17 protein-coding genes, 1 tRNA gene and 2 pseudogenes are annotated in these 17,130 nt (G+C 69.8%); 9 read left to right on the top strand and 11 right to left on the bottom strand.

Going from position 1 to position 17,130, the window contains the following annotated elements:
• Positions 1 to 45 precede the first annotated feature (45 nt).
• Both AB0472_RS42610 and AB0472_RS42605 read right to left on the bottom strand, forming a co-directional pair.
• Positions 46 to 269 (bottom strand): annotated as a pseudogene (locus tag AB0472_RS42610) (Tn3 family transposase); the annotation flags it as partial.
• Positions 262 to 468, bottom strand: a complete 207-nt coding sequence (locus AB0472_RS42605; protein ID WP_366364757.1) for a hypothetical protein — start codon at positions 466 to 468, stop codon at positions 262 to 264. The pseudogene AB0472_RS42610 and the gene AB0472_RS42605, both read right to left, overlap by 8 nt.
• A 43-nt stretch (positions 469 to 511) precedes the next feature.
• Here AB0472_RS42605 and AB0472_RS42600 point away from each other — a divergent pair, with 43 nt between their 5' ends.
• The 4 genes from AB0472_RS42600 (at position 512) to AB0472_RS42585 (ending at position 4,688) form a co-directional block, all read left to right on the top strand.
• Positions 512 to 772 carry a hypothetical protein gene (locus AB0472_RS42600; RefSeq protein WP_366364756.1) on the top strand — a complete coding sequence of 87 codons (261 nt, stop codon included), beginning with the start codon at positions 512 to 514 and terminating at the stop codon, positions 770 to 772.
• 83 nt (positions 773 to 855) lie between these two features.
• The gene (locus tag AB0472_RS42595) at positions 856 to 2,553 is read left to right on the top strand and encodes a stealth family protein (RefSeq protein WP_366364755.1); all 1,698 of its coding nucleotides are present in this window, start codon (positions 856 to 858) and stop codon (positions 2,551 to 2,553) included.
• A 17-nt stretch (positions 2,554 to 2,570) separates the two neighbouring features.
• Positions 2,571 to 4,418 carry a stealth family protein gene (locus tag AB0472_RS42590; RefSeq protein WP_366364754.1) on the top strand — a complete coding sequence of 616 codons (1,848 nt, stop codon included), beginning with the start codon at positions 2,571 to 2,573 and terminating at the stop codon, positions 4,416 to 4,418.
• A 120-nt stretch (positions 4,419 to 4,538) separates the two neighbouring features.
• Complete coding sequence (locus tag AB0472_RS42585; protein WP_366364753.1) at positions 4,539 to 4,688, top strand: hypothetical protein; 150 nt, start codon at positions 4,539 to 4,541, stop codon at positions 4,686 to 4,688.
• A gap of 27 nt (positions 4,689 to 4,715) precedes the next feature.
• Here the strand turns inward: AB0472_RS42585 and AB0472_RS42580 are convergent, their stop codons facing one another.
• Positions 4,716 to 5,183, bottom strand: a complete 468-nt coding sequence (locus AB0472_RS42580) for a hypothetical protein (RefSeq protein ID WP_366364752.1) — start codon at positions 5,181 to 5,183, stop codon at positions 4,716 to 4,718.
• A gap of 96 nt (positions 5,184 to 5,279) precedes the next feature.
• Positions 5,280 to 5,480: a hypothetical protein gene (locus tag AB0472_RS42575; RefSeq protein WP_366364751.1), complete on the bottom strand. Its 201-nt coding sequence runs from the start codon at positions 5,478 to 5,480 to the stop codon at positions 5,280 to 5,282.
• 526 nt (positions 5,481 to 6,006) lie between these two features.
• On the opposite strand from AB0472_RS42575, the gene AB0472_RS42570 reads away from it, so the two are divergent.
• The gene (locus AB0472_RS42570; protein ID WP_366364750.1) at positions 6,007 to 6,417 is read left to right on the top strand and encodes a hypothetical protein; all 411 of its coding nucleotides are present in this window, start codon (positions 6,007 to 6,009) and stop codon (positions 6,415 to 6,417) included.
• A 420-nt stretch (positions 6,418 to 6,837) separates the two neighbouring features.
• Here AB0472_RS42570 and AB0472_RS42565 read toward each other — a convergent pair.
• The 4 genes from AB0472_RS42565 to AB0472_RS42550 all read right to left on the bottom strand — a co-directional run bounded on the left by AB0472_RS42565 (position 6,838) and on the right by AB0472_RS42550 (position 10,334).
• Positions 6,838 to 6,914: transfer RNA gene (locus AB0472_RS42565), tRNA-Met, on the bottom strand.
• Positions 6,915 to 6,959: 45 nt separating this feature from the next.
• On the bottom strand, positions 6,960 to 7,163 hold the full coding sequence (locus AB0472_RS42560) for a cold-shock protein (protein ID WP_046583865.1): 204 nt from the start codon (positions 7,161 to 7,163) through the stop codon (positions 6,960 to 6,962).
• A 373-nt stretch (positions 7,164 to 7,536) separates the two neighbouring features.
• Positions 7,537 to 9,444 (bottom strand): DUF4157 domain-containing protein, encoded by a 1,908-nt coding sequence (locus AB0472_RS42555; protein WP_366364749.1) that lies wholly within the window; start codon positions 9,442 to 9,444, stop codon positions 7,537 to 7,539.
• A 173-nt stretch (positions 9,445 to 9,617) separates the two neighbouring features.
• Positions 9,618 to 10,334, bottom strand: a complete 717-nt coding sequence (locus AB0472_RS42550; protein WP_366364748.1) for a hypothetical protein — start codon at positions 10,332 to 10,334, stop codon at positions 9,618 to 9,620.
• A gap of 261 nt (positions 10,335 to 10,595) precedes the next feature.
• Between AB0472_RS42550 and AB0472_RS42545 the strand changes: the two genes are divergently transcribed.
• From AB0472_RS42545 to AB0472_RS42535, 3 genes are all read left to right on the top strand, one after another.
• Entirely contained in the window at positions 10,596 to 11,129 is a 534-nt protein-coding gene (locus tag AB0472_RS42545; RefSeq protein ID WP_366364783.1) for a GNAT family N-acetyltransferase, read from the top strand.
• Positions 11,098 to 11,253 (top strand): hypothetical protein, encoded by a 156-nt coding sequence (locus AB0472_RS42540; protein ID WP_366364747.1) that lies wholly within the window; start codon positions 11,098 to 11,100, stop codon positions 11,251 to 11,253. Before AB0472_RS42545 ends, AB0472_RS42540 begins: the two co-directional genes overlap by 32 nt.
• An 851-nt stretch (positions 11,254 to 12,104) precedes the next feature.
• Complete coding sequence (locus AB0472_RS42535; protein WP_366364746.1) at positions 12,105 to 12,920, top strand: SAM-dependent methyltransferase; 816 nt, start codon at positions 12,105 to 12,107, stop codon at positions 12,918 to 12,920.
• On the opposite strand, the pseudogene AB0472_RS42530 reads toward AB0472_RS42535, so the two are convergent.
• The 3 genes and pseudogenes from AB0472_RS42530 to AB0472_RS42520 all read right to left on the bottom strand — a co-directional run.
• Positions 12,917 to 13,044 (bottom strand): annotated as a pseudogene (locus tag AB0472_RS42530) (IS481 family transposase); the annotation flags it as partial. The gene AB0472_RS42535 and the pseudogene AB0472_RS42530 sit on opposite strands and share 4 nt — an antisense overlap.
• Before the next feature lie 1,104 nt (positions 13,045 to 14,148).
• Positions 14,149 to 14,691 carry a G/U mismatch-specific DNA glycosylase gene (gene mug / locus AB0472_RS42525; protein WP_366364782.1) on the bottom strand — a complete coding sequence of 181 codons (543 nt, stop codon included), beginning with the start codon at positions 14,689 to 14,691 and terminating at the stop codon, positions 14,149 to 14,151.
• A gap of 445 nt (positions 14,692 to 15,136) precedes the next feature.
• Positions 15,137 to 15,862, bottom strand: coding sequence for a dienelactone hydrolase family protein (locus AB0472_RS42520; RefSeq protein ID WP_366364745.1), 726 nt, complete (start codon positions 15,860 to 15,862; stop codon positions 15,137 to 15,139).
• 465 nt (positions 15,863 to 16,327) lie between these two features.
• Here AB0472_RS42520 and AB0472_RS42515 point away from each other — a divergent pair, with 465 nt between their 5' ends.
• Positions 16,328 to 17,074 (top strand): HEAT repeat domain-containing protein, encoded by a 747-nt coding sequence (locus AB0472_RS42515; protein WP_366364781.1) that lies wholly within the window; start codon positions 16,328 to 16,330, stop codon positions 17,072 to 17,074.
• The last annotated feature ends 56 nt before the right edge of the window (positions 17,075 to 17,130 follow it).

Raw genomic sequence — 17,130 nt, 5'->3', positions numbered from 1 at the left:
GCGGGCCGCACCCTGGAGCGTGCCGTAGGCGGCCGTGCGGTCGATGCGCTGCATCCTCTGGTCAGGCAGGTCGCCGCGCTGCGGGGCGTAGGCGGAGCCGGCCAGAGTCAGCAGCCCGAACACGATGTCGCTGCAGCTCGCGATGTCGGTGACGATCATCTCCCGACGGCGGCCGCCGTCGCGGTGGTAAAAAACGTCGAGCACGTACAGGGAGTCCCGCGGGGTGCCGGCCACGACCTTCCGCCGAGCCCGGCGGCCTGGTCATTTACTGGTGACGAGGCAGTATTCGGGAGCTGCGCTATTCGTGACTCGGTGGTTGATGTCGAGCCAGCGGCTGCCGAGCCCGTCCAACAGTGCTGTCTGCTCCGTGAACTTCTCCCGGGCTGCTTCGGCCTGCACGGCGATCGCCCGCTGCCGCTCCTCCGGCCGCACCAGCAGTGCCCCCAGGGGCAACTCCCCGTCGGTCATGGGCCGCAGGGTGAAGCAACCGCGCGACAGGGAGAGTTGCCTGGTGTCAGTCGACGGATGGCGCTACGGCAGCGGACGCCGTGTTCGTGGTGGCCTTCGGCGGGGACGCGGTACCACGGGCGGCCCGCACTCCGGCCTCGTCGTCACCGCGGCCGGCCACCCCGTCCTCACCTCCACCGGCGGCGTCCTGACCCTCGCGATCCTGCCGATGGTAGCCATCACCATCACCGCGTACTGCCAGGCCTTTATCACACCCAGGTTTGACATCGGCGCGTATGTGTTCAATGTTTCCTTAATTTTCTGAGAAATTTCTTACAACCATCCGGCCCAGATGTCCGTCTGGTTAACACAAGGATGTGCAGGGGTTGATGTAGAGGAGCCAAGAACGTGACCGTGCGTTCCTTTGCCCGGCGGATGCGACCGCGAGTCGAGCGGAAGGCCGCCGAGAAGGTGTGGCAGCTGCGCACCATGCGGCGGCGCCGCATGGCGGCGGTCACGGACCCGGTGCTCCGTCCGGTGGCGGTGCACGGCCAGCGGCTCTACGGACGGGTCGTGACCCGGTTCGGCGCTGCCGAGGCGGCCGCCGCCAACCTCGAACTGGTCCTTGCCGCACTGGAGCAGGAGGGCATCCCCTACTTCCTGGTGCCGGCCTCCCGCACGCGCCACACGGTCGGTGTGAATGCCGTGGACCGGGAGCGTCTCCTCACCGCCCTGGAGGCGCAGTACGCGGGGAAGGCGGTGTTCATCGGCAGACCGCTGCCCGGCGGAAAGCTCAGGCACCCCGCCCTGTTCATGGACGGTGTCCTGCCGGCCGCGCTGCGTACGGCCCCGGTCCTGCGGATCGGGGAGAACCACCTGGGCCCCGCCGGCCAGCTGCTCGCCGGACCGGAACTCGCCTGCGACGTCGAGTTCTGGGAGGACGGGGCAGAGCTCCTCGCCTCCGCCGCAGGTCCCCAGCGCCTGGCCTCGGTCCAGCCGCAGGCCTCCGAGGACGTCTTCGCCGAGTCCCTCGTCGCACCCCGGAACAACGGCATCACGGACGTACTGCCGGGGTCCGAGCAGACACCGGCCGTGGTCCGGATCGGCGACCGCGAGCTGCCGAGCTTCGCCGCGCTCACTCTGCCGACCGTGAACGACGTGACGTTCCCCGTCGACGTCGTCTACACCTGGGTGGACGGAGAAGAGCCGGAGATGCGGGCCAAGCGCGCTCGCTACCAGGAGCGCGGCACCGCCGAGATCCTGGACAAGGAGACCAATGCCTCCCGCTACACCAGCCACGACGAGCTGAAGTACTCACTGCGCTCGCTCGCCATGTACGCCGACTTCGTCCGGCACATCTACCTCGTGACCGACGGCCAGAAGCCGCACTGGCTCGACGACACGGCCCCGGGGATCACGGTCGTCGACCACCGCGACATCTTCCCGGCGGACGTCCTGCCGGTGTTCAACTCGCACGCGATCGAGACCCGGTTGCACCACATTCCCGGCCTGTCGGACCACTACCTCTACTTCAACGACGACGTGTTCGTCGGCCGCCGGGTCACCGCGGAACACTTCTTCCACGGCAGCGGTCTGATGAAGATCCCGGTGTCCCCGCTCAAGATCGGGGTCGGCAAGCCGCACGCCGAGGAGACCGCCACCAACTCCGCGAGCAAGAACGTCCGCCGGCTTCTGCTGGAGAGGTTCGGCCGGATGACCACGAACAACTTCATGCACACCCCGCTGCCGCAGCAGCGCGAGACCCTGCGGGACCTGGAGGGCCTCTTCCCGGAGGACATCGGCCGCACCACGGCGTCCCGTTTCCGCTCGCCGCAGGACATCGCTGTGACGGCCCCACTGCTCTACCAGTACGCGCTGATGACCGGCCGCGGTGTGCCGGGCCAGTTCGGCTTCCGGTACGTCAACATCAGCCGTCCGGACGCCGAGGCCCGCCTGGCCGACCTGCGCCGCACCCGCCGCTTCGACTTCTTCTGCCTCAACGACGTCGACGTGCCGCCGGAGGAGCGGGAGCGGGTCGGCCTCCGGATGCACGAGTTCCTGGAGGACTACTTCCCCTTCGCGAGCCCCTTCGAGAAGCAGAACTGACGGGGGCTGAAGGGGACATGGGCATCCGTCACCGGTTCAGGTTCATGGCGCTCGCGGGCCTGCGCGCCGCCCGCGACCTGCTGGCGCGCCCGTGCGCGTGGCTGTCGGCCAGGCTCTGGGCGCTGCGTGCGACGCGGGCCCGACGACGCCTGCGCGCCGCCGTCCCCGGGCACCGGATCGCCTTCGGATCGACGCGACTGTACGGGTGTACGGTCGACGCCTACACGGCCGCGGACGCCACAGAAGCCGATCTCGGACGGGTCTGCACCCTGATGGAAGGGCTGCACGTGCCGTACTTCCTGGTCCCCTCCGACCACGGACACGGGGCGCCGCGGCAGGTCGTCGGTGTCGAGGAGACGTACCGCGACGCGATCCTCGCCCGGGCCGCCCAGCGCTTCGCGTGCACCGCCGGGTACGTCGGCACCGTCGGACCGGGCGGCGCCGTGACGACCGCGGTGCTGTGGGCCGACGGCAGGTTGCCACGGACGCTGCGGCGGGCCGCCGTACTCCGCACCGGCGTGGTGCGCCTCGGCCCGTTAGGGCAGGTGCTCAGCGGCCTGGAGACGGGGTGCGACATCGAGTTCTGGCGGCACGGCCGGGACCTGGGCGCCCCTTCGGATTCAGCCGGGGGCAGCGCCGGCGGCACCGATCCCGCCTGGCTCACCGTGCCCGGCAGTCGGCTGCCGGACGTCTTCGGAGCCGCGCTCGTCGCCCCGCGCCGCAACCCCGTGGCGGAAGTGCTCCCGTTGGCGGCGCGGCAACCGGCGGCGGTGGCGGTTCGCGGCCGCACCGTCCCGACGTTCGTCCCGTTCGCCGAGGCCGGCATCGACGAGGTGCTGTTCCCCGTCGACGCCGTGTACACCTGGGTGGACGGGGACGATCCGGCGATGGCCGCGAAGCGCCGGGCACATCAGGAGCTCTCCGCCAACCGCATCGCTCCGCGCGAGACCGGCGCCTCCCGCTACACCAGCCATGACGAACTGAAGTACGCGCTGCGCTCGCTGGAGATGTACGCCGGATTCGTCCGGCACGTCTACCTGGTCACCGACTCCCAGATCCCGTGCTGGCTGGACCCGGGGGCGGAAGGCCTGACGGTGATCGACCACCGGGAGATCCTCCCGCCGGACGCGCTCCCGGTCTTCAACTCGCACGCGATAGAGAGCCGCCTGCACCACATCCCGGGCCTGTCGGAGCACTACCTCTACTTCAACGACGACGTCTTCATCAACCGCCCGGTACAGCCCGAGCACTTCTTCCACGGCAACGGCATCGCCCGCATCCCCCTGTCTCCCCTGAAACTCGGCGTAGGTGCCCCGCACCCGCTCGAACCCGCCCCGAACTCCGCCGGCAAGAACGCCCGCGAGGTGATCAGGCGTTTCCACGGCAGACACATCACGCACAAGTCGCTGCACACCCCGCACCCCCAACTGCTCTCCGTGATGCGCGAGATGGAGAGCCTGGGAATCGAGGAACTCGAACGGACGTCCTTTTCCCGTTTCCGCGCCACCTCCGACGTCGCTCCGGCATCCACGCTCCATCACCACTGGGCGATGGCAACGGCCCGTGCCGTCCCCGCCGGCTACCGCTTCCGCTACGTCCAGCTGGGCACACCGGACATGCACCGCCGTCTGGCCCGCCTCGCGGCCGGCGAGGACATCGACTTCTTCTGCCTCAACGACGTGGACACGCCCCCGGATGCCAGATCGGCTGCCGAGGCCGCCATCCGCAGGTTCCTGGACCGCAAGTACCCCTTTCCGAGCCGCTACGAAGGAGCCCCCCGCACCAGCACCCGCCCCATCGCACCGCTCACGACGAGAGTCCCGTCCCAGCCCACACGGGAGGAAGCAGAGCGCCGCGAGGCGTAGACGGCCCGGGCCGGACCGTGCAGCGAGGCGGCACCGGGGCGCCGTGCGCACGCAGGTGTGTTCCTCGTGCCCTCGCGCGCGAGGACGACCGACAGCGCCCGAGCGGGGGGTGCTCTTGTCGTGGTAGCCGAGCGGGTGGGCGATGACGAGGGCCGCGTCATGGAGGACGAGTTCGCGGATCATGCCATGTCCATCGCCCGCCGCGTGACCTTCCTGGTCACCGGCGAACTGTTGGCGAAACAACCATCCACGCGCACGCCGGATCCGTGACCGCGCGTCGCAACCGTGCCCAGACGATCAACCGCCGGCTGAACTGGAGCTCAGGGCTTCCCTCAGCCGGTGACAGACCCGCTCCACCTCCACCGCCGGCGGGAAGCACCGCGCCTCCCCCATGGCCACCTGCAGCGCGGGACCGAAGGCGTCGAAGCGTGCCATGTCTTCCGCACCGGCGGGTTGCACGACGAAATGGATGTGTCCGGGAACGCCGCCGGCATGGGACCACAGGCATACATACACCTGCTCAGGTGCCGTCACGTCAGTGACTGCAGCGCTCACCTTCTGCAGCAGAGGTCCGAGCTCCATGGACTCTTGGGCCGTCAGGTCGGCCACGTGCACCACATGTCGGACCGGCTTGACCACGACGGCACCAAGGCCCAGGGGGCCGACGCAGTGCTCGACAACCCAGAGCTGCGTCCGCAACAGGTTCCCGCCCGGTAGCGGGGTCCTGCCCTCCATGAGATCGCACGCAAGGCACTCGTCGCTCACGCCGTCATCCTCCCCGTAGCCGAACGTTCATTTGATCACAGAAGGCCCCGGGTCCGGCGGCCGCCGAAGCACTGGCAGCGAGACGCGACGCGGCCGTCATCGACTGCTGCCTGATCTTCGTCGCTCCGCGGGATCGTGGCCATGGCCGGCGCCGGAGCGCGCCTGCCAGCCGGTCGGGTTGACCCCGGACACGGCGCCCCGGACGCGAACCTCACCGGGGCCGGGCGTCGGCAGGTCACGGTCGACGAACTGCAGAACGTCGGGAGTGCCGTTGTCGCGGTAGATGATGGCCTTCATGATCCGTCCTTGGAGCCTGGTGGAGCGAGGTCTACCGGCGTGGCCAGACGGTCGTCTGCGCTTGTCGGCGAGGGCCGGTGACCCATTGTTTCCTCCTGGGGTTGATTTCCCTTGCGGCCCGGGGGCCGCGCGGAAGCCGTTGAGCCAGGACGGCCGCACAAGATCGTCACTCGTTGGCGGGCGATTTCCGCACCGCCGTCACTCCCCCGGACGACGGCATCCGGGGCCGGTGTCACTCCAAGGAGTGACCTCTTCGGTGAGACGCCAGGCCCTGAACCAGATCATGGTGCGGAACCACCACCGTGGCGCCGACGGGCACCTGCGCCGACGCACCGCCGCGCAGGAAGGTGGTCCCGGCCTGCCGTCCTCGTCCCGGGCGGTCGTCTCCCACGGACGGCTTCCTTGCGAAGTCCGACCGACAGGGGCTGCACACGGACTGTGGGCGGTCTCCGCGAAGACGACCAAGTGGTGTCCGAAGGGACGTGACCTGTGGCAAGGTCATCCCTCTGGGGGAGGGAAACGACCGATGATCAATTACCGATGCGTTTCGTGCTCGTACGAAAGTGACGATCTCGATGAGGCACAAGAGCACTCGCGCCGGACGGGCCACGTCTGCATCGGCAAGGACGCTGCCGGGTCAACAGGAGGCAGGTTCACCAAAGCCAGGGCAGCGGCTGGGGTCACCGTCGGCGTTCTGGCCGTCGGCGCATTGGGGGGCTTCGCCTGGAAGTACAAAGCACTGGCGGTCGAGAAGGATGAACTGGCCGCAGAGAACAGCGCACTGAAGTCAACGGTTGACGGGCTGGCCGCCGAGAACAGCAAGCTGACGTCTATGGCTGGTCAACTGCTGGTGCAGGTAGCGGAGTTGGTCACGGAGAACGACTTTCTGAAGTCGCGCACAGGTGCTGGGAAAAACCTCCGCCGCTTTCGCGGATGAGCGGGGCGCGGAAGTAGACCTGCACTCCGGGCCCGACAACTTCCGACGACACCCGGTTCGAAGGCCGGCGCTCCATCTTTACAGGTCCCCGGCCATCGCGAGCCGGTTGACGATCCCGCGCGCAATCGGCCGCGCGTTGCCGACCTCGGTGATGTCGATCGTGTTGTTCCGAACCGTCCCGGACGCGCGACGGGCCAGACACCTCGTCCGCAGGCGGAGCGTGATGCTCGCCGGTTGGCGCCTCAACTCCGTCCGACACAGCCACGACGACTCTCCTGGGACCCCGTTCCACGTCGCTCTCGCGTCGGCCGCCTGGGCAGAGCACGGCACGGCTCGCCCGAAGCGGGACCGCCCCGGGCGGGGTACGGGACAGCGGTTGAGGAACGCGCAGGGGCCCGGCTGGTGCCGGGCCCCTGGCTTTGGCAACGGGGACAGGATGTGGACCTGCCACCTCTGGGTTATGAGCCCGGCGAGCTACCGAGCTGCTCCACCCCGCGTCGGTGGTGCCACCTCACACGGAGCTCCGCAGGCCATCGGGTAGGTCAGCCGCGGACGATGTTCTCGGCCTGCGGGCCCTTCTGGCCCTGGGTTACGTCGAACGTGACCGGCTCTCCCTCGATCAGCTCGCGGTACCCGTTGCCCGAAATGTTCGAGTAGTGGGCGAAGACGTCGGGGCCACCGCCGTCCTGGGCGATGAAACCGAAGCCCTTCTCGGAGTTGAACCACTTCACGGTGCCGCTGGCCATACTGCGTCGTCCTTCGGTCTTGCCGGGGTACCGGCTGGATGAGTAGCAGGGTCTTCCGCTGACGAAAGACGCCTGGCGTCCGTCCTACCCCGCTCAGGACCGGATTATTCGATCATCCGCCCCCGAGGTGGACGCGCGCCGGTCCGGCAGTGAAGGGGGCTCCGCCCGGGAGGCCGAGCGGGGGGGTGCGTGATGCCGGGGCGCGGCGGCGCGTGATGGGCGAAATGGCGGCGCAGTGCGATGGGCCTGGACGTGCACGGCCGTGCCGACAGCCGCCGTGCACGGTGGCCCGCCTCCCCTCGCCTACGCGTCCGGCGCCGCGGGCCGGACCAGGTCCGGGGCGACAGGACGTACTCCGGTCACGGCACCCCGGCTACTTGGTGGGCAGAGCCGTGAACGCGGCCAGGGTGTGGCTGACGAAGCCGCGCAGTCGGCGGTCCGTGCCGGAGTTCGGATCGTTCATCATGCTGAGCAGCTTCATCCAGGGGTCGATGTCACCCACCGGTACCCGCTTGTTCAGCGCTTGCAGCCGGTGGGCGTAGAGGCTGCCCCGGCCCAGTGTCCTGAGCTGGGTGAGCGGGCTGACCGCTCCGCCGCCCGCCGCCGTGTACGCGGTGCGCAGCTGGTCGTTGGTCAGGTTCGCGAGGAGGCCCGGCAGTTGGACGTAGTAGCCCATGCCGGTCAGGTTCGTGCGTACGGTCAGCGGGTTGGTGAAGGACTTGACGCCGTTGGGCACCGGCCTGTGCGTGGTGCCCGCCGCCTTTTCCGCGTCGCCCGCGAGGGCGGGGACGACGGGGCGGACCGCGGCCGAGGTCCAGGCGCCGTGGAAGGTGTGGCCGAGTGGAGCCGCGGCATCGGTGTCGTACATCTGGAAGTAGTGACCGATCCGGGCGCGGGCGCCGTCGCTGGGCGCACCCTCCCTGTTGCGGGCGTAGTTCTCCAGCGTGATCACGTCGTTGCCGTCCCGTATCACCACGCCGGCGTAGTGGGCGCTCCAGAAGGAGGTCAGGTCCAGGACGGGGGCTCCGGGCCGGCTGTGGTCGGTGCTGAGCACTGCGTGCGCCAGATCATCTCCGGCCGGTACGTCCTGCAGAGAGATGGTCATGAACGCCTCGCCGACGTCCGGCTGTACGTACTGGTTCACTCCGAAGTGGCGGTTCGCCGGTAGGCCCCCGATCACCCGCCAGGTGTCGGTGCGCAGCGCGGTGCCGTATGCCGTGGCGATGACCCGCGCGGAGTCGGCCTGTTGGATGCTGTGCGGGGCTCCGGTGACCCCCGGTGGGGCCGGGTGGACGAGGAAGCGGGCGATCTCGAATTCCGGCAGCTGTGGGGGCAGCGCGCCGATGCCGTCGGGCGCGGCGATCTGGATCTCGCCGGAGCCCAGGGCGCCATTGACGATGTCGTTGCAGTTCTGGGAACCTATCGCGGCGATTCCGCGCCCGCCCCAGCTGTTGAGGCGGGCGGTCACCCTGCGCAGGACTTGTCCGTTCACGGTGATGGTCTGGTTCTCGACCGCTGAGTCCGGCACCAGTTCGACGGCATCCCCCAGCGCACGTCGCCAGGCGTTGCTGTCGTCGATGAGTGCCTGGGTGGCGTAGAAGACTTTCGGCTGTCGGGCTGTGAGCCGGCAGTCCTCGATGGCCAGTCGGCCGTTCGCCGACACCCGCAAGGTGACGCCTGCCGGGTCGGCCGAGACCAGATGGAGCTGTCCGGCCGGGTTGAGGAACGACGCCGGTGGGTCGGCGGGGGCGGGGACCGCGGCGTAGGAGACGTTGTTCTGGCCGATGAAGGCGTCCTGCGCGGCCGTCGGGGACGACCATACGGAGGCGCCCACGACCACGCCCGCGGCAGCCCGCTGGCCCGGCGTCACCTGGTTCCACGCCTGGACTGCGGGCGTCGGCAGTGCCCGTGGACCGTCGGGACCGTCGGGGCCGTCGGGACCGTCGGGACCGTCGGGCAGTCGTACGGGCAGTCCGCCGGCGAAACGCCATCCCGCCGTGTGGGCCTCTGCCTCCAGTGCCGCGCGGTCGCTTCCGGGCGCGACCCGGCCTGCTCGTTGCTGTACCACGTGTGCCACCTCGTGCCCCAGCACCTGTCGGCTCCAGGAGGAGCCGGGCTGCCAGGCACCGGGTGTCAGGTGAATGTCGTCCCCGACGGCCCAGGCCACCGGCCCGCCTTGGGGAGCCGTTGCGTGCACATGCACCCGCACACATGCCAGCCCGGTCCCGAACGCGGCTTCCAGTTCCGCCCGTAAACCAGCCGGTAACGCGAATCCCGTCATCGTTCCCCCCTTTTTTTGCCCACGGAGTCGCTCCGCCGTGGCGCGTCTCCTCATGGGCGGTCAGCCTAAAGTCGCTCGGCGCGGTATGACCCGCTCCGCCGCCGACGAGCCCCGAAACGGGCCTGCGGACGGGCGCCGCACGGGAGGAGGGGACGCCCGCGCGGCGGAAAAGGTCACCTGATCGGCTTCACCATCTCGGAGCGGATCCGCAGAGCGGTCTCGGCGGCGGTCCTCAGGTCGATGTTCATCGTGGTGGCGAAGGTCATGTCCGCCACCCGGGCCCAGGTGTTGCCGTCCGCCCAGACGCAGACCGGGTAGGTGAGCGTCGACCGGTCGGCCCAGGTGCGTGTCAGAACCTCGCAGTCGACCCTGATGCGGGAGCCGGGCGTGGTGACCTCCTTCGGCCGTACCAGTAACTTCACCCGGGTGGTACGGGCGTTGTTGTCCGCCAGCACGCGGGCGCGCACCTCGGCGGTGTTCCTGATCCGACCGTACATGGCGGTCACGGTGAGATCTCCCCGGTCGCCGTCGCCAGGGTCGGCGTGGTAGACCGCGACGACGCCGTGGACGGACTCGGCGTCCCAGCTGTGCCGCCAGCTCCGCTCCAGCGCCCGGCCCAGGGTGGGAGAGTCGTCCCTGGCCAGCCGGTAGCGGCCGTCGACCAGTGCCCCGGGCACGGTCAGGGCGTACTCGGCCTTCGGATAGCCGCTCTCGACCTTCTTTCCGACCAGTACCAGGGTCGCCAGGAGTGCGACGATCAGGAGGAAGACCCCACCGATGATCAAGGCCATGAGGCCGACCCCGCTCTTCTCCGGCGCGGCCGGGGACGGGGCGCCCCAAGGGTGGAGGGACGTCTGATACGGCGACTGCGGCGCCGGAGACATGGACACGCCAGAACGGTACGCGACGCCGACGAGAGCCGTGCCGAGCCCTTCGGCAGGTATCGCCAGTCCACCCGCTACGCCACCAGCGTCGACAATCCCGTCATCTTGACCACCGCATTGCCTCGATGCACCACCATGGCCCTGGTGGCTGGTCCAGGGCGCGCACAGCGCATCGCGGAAGCGACGCCGAAGGCGCGCACCACGGGCCCGGCAGCACAGGCCGGCCCGATTACAGATGAGGACGTCGCCTTCGGCAGGATGAGCGCCATGACCGAGATCATCACTCCCCGCCTCCTCCTCCGCCGCTGGCACGACGACGACCTCGCGCCCATGGCGGACATCAACGCGGACCCACGGGTCATGCGCTGGATCGACGACGGCTCAGTGCACGACCTGGACCGCACGGCACAAGCCATCGAGCAGTGGGAGGAGGAGTGGGACGAGGAGGGGTTCGGGCTTTTTGCCGTGGAGTTGCTGGCTTCGGGTGAGCTCGCCGGCTTCACGGGTCTGTCCGTGCCCGATTTCCTGCCGGAGGTACTGCCCGCCGTGGCGATCAGCTGGCGGCTCGGCTCACAGTTCTGGGGGCAGGGATACGCATCCGAAGCCGCCCATGCCACGCTGGAGTTCGCGCTCCAGGACCGCGGCCTCGACCGCATCGTCAGCATCAACCGGGTGGGGGACGACGCCTCCGAGAACATCATCCACAAGCTCGGCATGGTGCCGGAGCGAGAGACGGCGCACCCGGTGTACGGCTATCCGCTGCGCGTTCATGCCATCGATCTCACCGAGTTCCAGGCGTGAATCGGCCGAGCCGTCGACCGCCGTCCCCCTCGGCGTCCCGCACGAGTCCAACGAGGGCAACCGCGCCCGGCTCCTCGGCGGCGATCCGTCCCTCGTCATCCGGGGGCCGCCGCCCGTCGCCTGAGGCCGTCCCGGCTCTCCCACCCCCGGTAGCCGTTGGCGCCCGCGTCGGCGGCCTCCGGGCTGGCTCCAGGCTGTCGTCAAACCCGGTTCACCCGTAGGGATTGCTGCCGTGCCACGACGTACCGCGGCCCGTCTGCCTGCCGTAGCGTTCTGGTACTGCGCCTGCCAGGAGGAGCGCGGCAGGCCGTACCGGGGAGAGGACGGCGTCGGATGGTCGGAGACGAGCGGGAGCGGCGCGCTTGTACGGAGCCGGCCGACTGTGTCCTCCAGGCGGCCGCGAAAGCGGCAACCGCGGCACCCCGGCATCTGGGCCTCCGCCCCACCGTCAGACACCGCTGAGGCGTGCTCGGTCCTGCGGTGCGGCGGGTCAGAACGACAGGACCCGAACGAGCGGGGTGCTGGGCGGAAGGCGACCATCGGCGTTCCCCTCGGCGCGGCCGGTCTCGCCCCCGTCCGCGACGGTGACAGGCCGCGCTTTCGCCCTGATAATTTCAGCAACGCGGTTATCACCTTGATGACGACGCCAAGTCGTTCCGCAGGTAGGGTCGTTGGCGGCTCCCCAGGAGGTTGGGCGTGACTGATCCCCGTTCCAGCAGCAACGCACCAGCGGCCGTTCGTGAGATGCGCGGGCGTCGGCTGCAGTGCGTGCGGCTCGCGTCGTCCGGCCTGGGACACGGGATACGAAGTGCTTGTGCGGCGGACCGGACTGCGGGCCGTCCACCGTGACGGGCCTGCTCGTCGGCGACCGTTGCGCCGTGGCCGCAAAATGACGGGCGGTGAACGGCAGGGACTGCACCGGGGTCCCATTCCTGGCCTGCGGGCTGACAGACATACACGCACGAAGGGGAGAACATGACCACCAGCCAGGCCGGCCGAGAACTCGACACGAGCAAGGCGCACTCGGCCCGGATGTACGACTACTTCCTGGGCGGGAAGGACCACTTCGAGATAGACAAGGAAGCGGCCCTGGTCGCCGCCGACGCCCACCCCGGCATCTACGTGACGGCCCGCGAGAACCGGGCGTTCATGCACCGCGCCACCCGTGTCCTGGCGCAGGAGCACGGCATCCGCCAGTGGCTCGACATCGGCACGGGCATCCCGACCGAACCGAACCTGCACCAGGTCGCCCAGTCCGTCGCGACCGACGCCCGCGTCGTGTACGCCGACAACGACCCCCTCGTCCTGAAGTACGCCGAACGCCTCATGCGCAGCACGAAGCAGGGGCGTACGGCCTATGTCGAGGCCGACGTCAGAGACCCCGACGCGCTGATGAGCGCCGTACAGGACGCGGACGTCCTGGACTTCGACCAGCCCATCGCGCTCTCCCTCAACGCGCTCATGCACTTCATCACCGACCCGCACGACCCGTACGCCATCATCCACCGGCTTCTCGACCCGCTTCCGGCCGGCAGCGCCCTCGCAATGAACCACTGCACGCCTGACTTCGATCCCGATACCTGGAACAAGGTCGCGGAGGTCTACACCAAGTCCGGGGCACCCGTGCAATTCCGTTCCCACGGCGACGTACGCCGTTTCTTCGACGGACTCGACCTCATCGAGCCCGGCATCGTGTGCTGCCACCGCTGGCGGCCTGCCGGACCGGCCGACGGTACGGAGCCCACGGACGCCCAGATCAGTCTGCTGGCGGGCGTAGGCATCAAGCACTAGGTGTACTGACCCGTGAGGTTGGGGACGCGGCCGGGGGTGGTTGGCCTTTCAGTTCGGTGTGTCCACGGTGGTGGCTGTAGGTGTGCAGCCACTGCGGGAACGTTTCCCGGCGCTCGGCTTCTGATCGGCAGGATCCGGCAGACCTGGCTGCGACCGGCCTCGATGCCTGTCCATCCGGACTCGGCGGCCGGCGTGTCGAGGGTCCGCTCCGGCGCCCGGACTCATCCGCCGCGGCCAGCTCGCCCGCCGGCCCGCGCGGTCGGCCGGCCTGAGGGCGGCTGTTTGACCAGGCCGATGGGTCTTGAGCGTTCCGTTCGGTGATCCGCCGCTTCCGGCCCTGGCCACCCAGGGCCTCCAGCCCCTGCTCAGCTGACACGGCGACCTGGGGGTTCTCGATCCGTCCGGCTATTCCGGTGGCCGAGCGTTGTCGGTCCGGGCGCGTTTCGGTGCGACGTCGCGTGCGTCCCTTTGGCGGTCACCGTATTCCGCAACGAGGGCGCGAAGCGCGGTCCTGGGAGCGGCGGCCGCGTCAGCTGCGCGGATCGCTGCCGAAGCCCGAGGCGACCGGGTGCGGCCGACGGGCGTGGCGGCGGAGAGCGCGGTGGGCATCGGCAGGGCAGCTGCGCGGTGTGGGGGCGAGCTCCGGCCCGGGTCACCCGCCGGCCCCGCGACGAGCGCCGAACTTCTTCGCGGGTCGCGACAACCTCGGGTGGGGCCGCACGTCCGGTGGGTTGAAGGGGGGTTTCCGGGACGACGTCGACGGTCCTGGCGCTGCCCGGCCCGCCGACGTTGTTCGTGAACTCTTCGGAGCGGTCCGTGTGCGGCATGCCCGCGTGAAGAAGTCGAACCCGCTCGTGGATGCCTGGGTGTTGGGGCCGGGAGTGCCCTCCACTCCGGGAACGCACGGGTCCGGCCACTGCGACCCGGTGGTTCCGGTGCCGGGCGAGGAGCACGGCACCCCCTACCCGGGTACCACCGGGCGCTGAGCCGGCGACCATGAGGGTGGCGGGGCCGGACCGATCCGGCCCCGCTCACGGCGCGGGACCACCCGGTTCCGGGGGCCACCGACCCGCGGGAGCTTCGGCTAGCGGCCTCGTTGCAGCCCTGGGCAGGCTGGGTGGTGCACTGACGATCGGCGTCGTGGCCGCGCCATACGCCAACTCCCCCGCCCAGACCGGCAGTCGGCGTCCGTATGGCGAAACGGTCAGGTCGCCGCGCGACGAGCGGGTCAGGAGTCCTCGAAGGGGCCGTCGCCGAGCAGGCCGGAACGGTCGGGCAGACCGGCCGCGACCCGGAGCCTGGCGAACTCCACGGCCAGAGCCGCGGGCGGGAAATGGGCGTTGAGACCGCTCGGGTTGGGCAGGATCCACACCTGGGCCTTGCCGATGGAGGCGGCCTGCGGGCCGACGGTGGCGTCGCGGACTCCGAAGGCCGCGCGGTACCCGGTCACGCCCAGCAAGGCGAGCCACCTCGGCCGCAGGACCTCCATCCGGCGGCGCAGGTCCTCTCCCCCGCGCACGTACTCACTGCGTGTCAGCTCCGCCGCGCGGGCCGTCGGCCTGCGCACGATGCTCGTGATGCCGAGTCCCAGCGCCAGCAGGTCACGCTCCTGCTCGGGCCGGAACAGATGCGCCGTGAAACCGGAGCGGTGCAGGGCCGGCCACATCCTGTTGCCAGGGGTGGCAAAGTTGTGGCCCCGAAGCGCCGACGGGAGACCCGGGTTGATGCCCACAAAGACGACGTCCAAGTGGGGGGCGACGACATCCTCCAGCGTCGGCTGACTCTCGGTGATGATGACTCCCTCACAGTGCTACGAAGCGAACATGCCGCCCATACTCTGACAGCATCTTCGTCTCACACCACGGCTACCAGCCGCAGGGCGGCCGACCGCGCGTCGTCCATCCAAGGGGCCACGTGCTCCCTGTCGAGATCACCGCGCACCGCTGTCGCGTGAGTGCACATCATAAAACTGCCCTCGCGACCGGGGCGTTCCATGACTCCTGGCTTGTCCTTCATGGTCTGACCTGGTCACCTTCGGCAATGGTCCCGGGCCGCCTGGCCGTTTCGCCCACGTCGTAGCGGGGGCGGCAGGCCGCTTCTCCGAGCCGGACGGTCGGCCGGTGCCGGGTCGGTTGGGGAGGAGGAGCAACGTGCCCTCGTGGTGCGACGTGAAGCCGGTTCAAGGGGCCCGTGACCTCTTCGTGGGGTGGGCCCGGTCACTCCGTCACGGGCAGGCACTCGGCGAGGAGATCGACAATGTCGCGCCAGGCCCGCTGTGCGTGCCGTGGGTGGTGGCCGACGCCGGGGAGCACGGTGTGATCGACCGGTGGGTGGTGGAAGGCGTGCAGGGCCCCGCCGTAGACCACGAGGCGCCAGTCGACGCCCGCGGCCTGCATCTCGGCGGTGAACGCTTCGCGTTGTGTGGGCGGCATGATCGGGTCTTCCGAGCCCACCCCGGCCCACACCGGGCAGCGAATGCGCGCCGCCTCGCCCGGTCGGCCTGTGGTCAGGGCGTTGACCGTCCCGATCGCGCGTAGGCTGACGCCCTGGCGCCCGAGTTCCAGCACGATTGCGCCCCCGGTGCCGTAGCCGACGGCGGCGATCCGGTCGGGGTCCGCCCGCGGTTCGGCCCGCAACACCTCGAGCGCCGCGTGGCCGATGCCGCGCATCCGGTCGTGGTCGGCGAGAAGTGGCATGCAACGGGCCAGCATCTCCTCGGGGTCGCCCAGATAACGCCCACCGTGGAGGTCGAAGGCCAGCGCCACGTATCCCAGCTCGGCGAGCGCATCGGCCCGGCGGCGCTCGACATCGCTGAGCCCCGTCCCCTCGGGCCCGATCAGGACCGCGGGCCGGCAGTCGACAGTGGCGGGGAGCGCGAGGTGCCCGATCATCGTGAGGCCGTCGGCTGGGTACTCGACCGTACGCGTGGTAATCGTCACCATGAGAGTGGACTGTAGTGACCGTCGAGCCCGGTCGGTCGGGCGTTCTGCCGCTGGCGGAACAGCCCTGGTGTGCTTCGGAATGCGGCGACGGCTCCCGAGTCCGTAGCGATGTTGCGGGCCGACGGCTGCTGACCTTCGCGGGATGGTGACAGCTGGAGTTCCGTTCGTTTCTCGGCGAGGCGGCTGAGTGTCTGGAGCTGATCCGGTGTCATGGCAGCGAACCGATTTCCGGGGGGAGGCGGGGATCCGGGTCGGCGGGCATCCGGGTCCGCGGGCATCCGGGTCGGCGGGCATCTTGTCAACCGGCCCCTGCGCAGCGTGAGCGGGTACCTCGGCCCGCCGATCGCCGCCTCACGTTGGCGGGCGCGACAGATTCTGTGACCACCGGATTTGCCGCATCGCCGGTCACGAGCTTGACCTTGACACGGTGACAAGGTTTTCGCTTGGGCGCTGGAGGTGGTCCCGATCAACACGAACGACAATACCCAGCTGGACACCCGCGTGATCAACGCCCTGGGCGCCGAGGACGCGTCGGTCCGGCTTCAGACGGCTCTGGCGGTCGGTTCGAACCCCGACCCTGTGTTCCTGGAGATGCTCGTCGAGCGGTGCGCGGTCGAGCCGGACTTCTTCGTGCGAGACATGCTGTCGTGGGCGCTGACCCGCCTCCCGCCGAAGATCAGTCTGCCCCGGATCCGCCAGGAGCTCGGCTCCGAACGTGCCCAGGCCCGCAGCCAGGCGCTGCACACACTCTCCAAGATCGGCGACAAGAGCACGTGGGACTGGATCACCCGGGACATGCTGCGGGACGCCGATGACGAGGTCGCGCGGACCGCGTGGCGCGTTGCCGTCGTTCTGGTGCCTGAGGACGAGGAGAGGAACCTGGCCGCCGAGCTGGTTGTGCAACTGGGCCGTGGCGATCGCACTGTGCAGCTGAGTCTGAGCCGGGCCTTGGTCGACCTCGGTGACGTGATCAAGTCTGCGCTGGAGAGGGCCGCGGAGAGTTCCAACCCGGCGGTGGCCGCGCACGCCCGTGCCACTGAGCTGCTCCGGCATAATCCGGAGACCGGTTTCGACGTGGCCCTCGACGAGGCGAAACGCGTGGTCGCACTCGGCCCGGGGCCGGCAGGGGGCGCGGGGGGGGGCGCCGCGCGGGGGGGGGGCGAAAAACCCGGGCGGCGGGTTTGCCCCCATCGGGGGGGGGGGACGCCGTGAGTGCGTGAGTGCGCGTGGTTCTCGGTGGCTCGCGCAGTTCCTACCCCCAGCGCCCC

Source organism: Streptomyces sp. NPDC086777, from assembly GCF_040702065.1.
GTDB lineage: Bacteria > Actinomycetota > Actinomycetes > Streptomycetales > Streptomycetaceae > Streptomyces.
This window is presented reverse-complemented; position numbering and strand designations above follow the sequence as displayed.

Bases quoted from the DNA above. Each gene is read 5' to 3' on its own strand.
- AB0472_RS42605 (WP_366364757.1), bottom strand. From the start codon at position 468: ATGACCGACGGGGAGTTGCCCCTGGGGGCACTGCTGGTGCGGCCGGAG.
- AB0472_RS42555 (WP_366364749.1), bottom strand. From the start codon at position 9,444: ATGACGGGATTCGCGTTACCGGCTGGTTTACGGGCGGAACTGGAAGCC.
- AB0472_RS42540 (WP_366364747.1), top strand. From the start codon at position 11,098: ATGCCATCGATCTCACCGAGTTCCAGGCGTGAATCGGCCGAGCCGTCG.
- AB0472_RS42575 (WP_366364751.1), bottom strand. From the start codon at position 5,480: ATGAAGGCCATCATCTACCGCGACAACGGCACTCCCGACGTTCTGCAG.
- AB0472_RS42520 (WP_366364745.1), bottom strand. From the start codon at position 15,862: ATGGTGACGATTACCACGCGTACGGTCGAGTACCCAGCCGACGGCCTC.
- AB0472_RS42560 (WP_046583865.1), bottom strand. From the start codon at position 7,163: ATGGCCAGCGGCACCGTGAAGTGGTTCAACTCCGAGAAGGGCTTCGGT.
- AB0472_RS42570 (WP_366364750.1), top strand. From the start codon at position 6,007: ATGATCAATTACCGATGCGTTTCGTGCTCGTACGAAAGTGACGATCTC.
- AB0472_RS42535 (WP_366364746.1), top strand. From the start codon at position 12,105: ATGACCACCAGCCAGGCCGGCCGAGAACTCGACACGAGCAAGGCGCAC.
- AB0472_RS42590 (WP_366364754.1), top strand. From the start codon at position 2,571: ATGGGCATCCGTCACCGGTTCAGGTTCATGGCGCTCGCGGGCCTGCGC.
- AB0472_RS42545 (WP_366364783.1), top strand. From the start codon at position 10,596: ATGACCGAGATCATCACTCCCCGCCTCCTCCTCCGCCGCTGGCACGAC.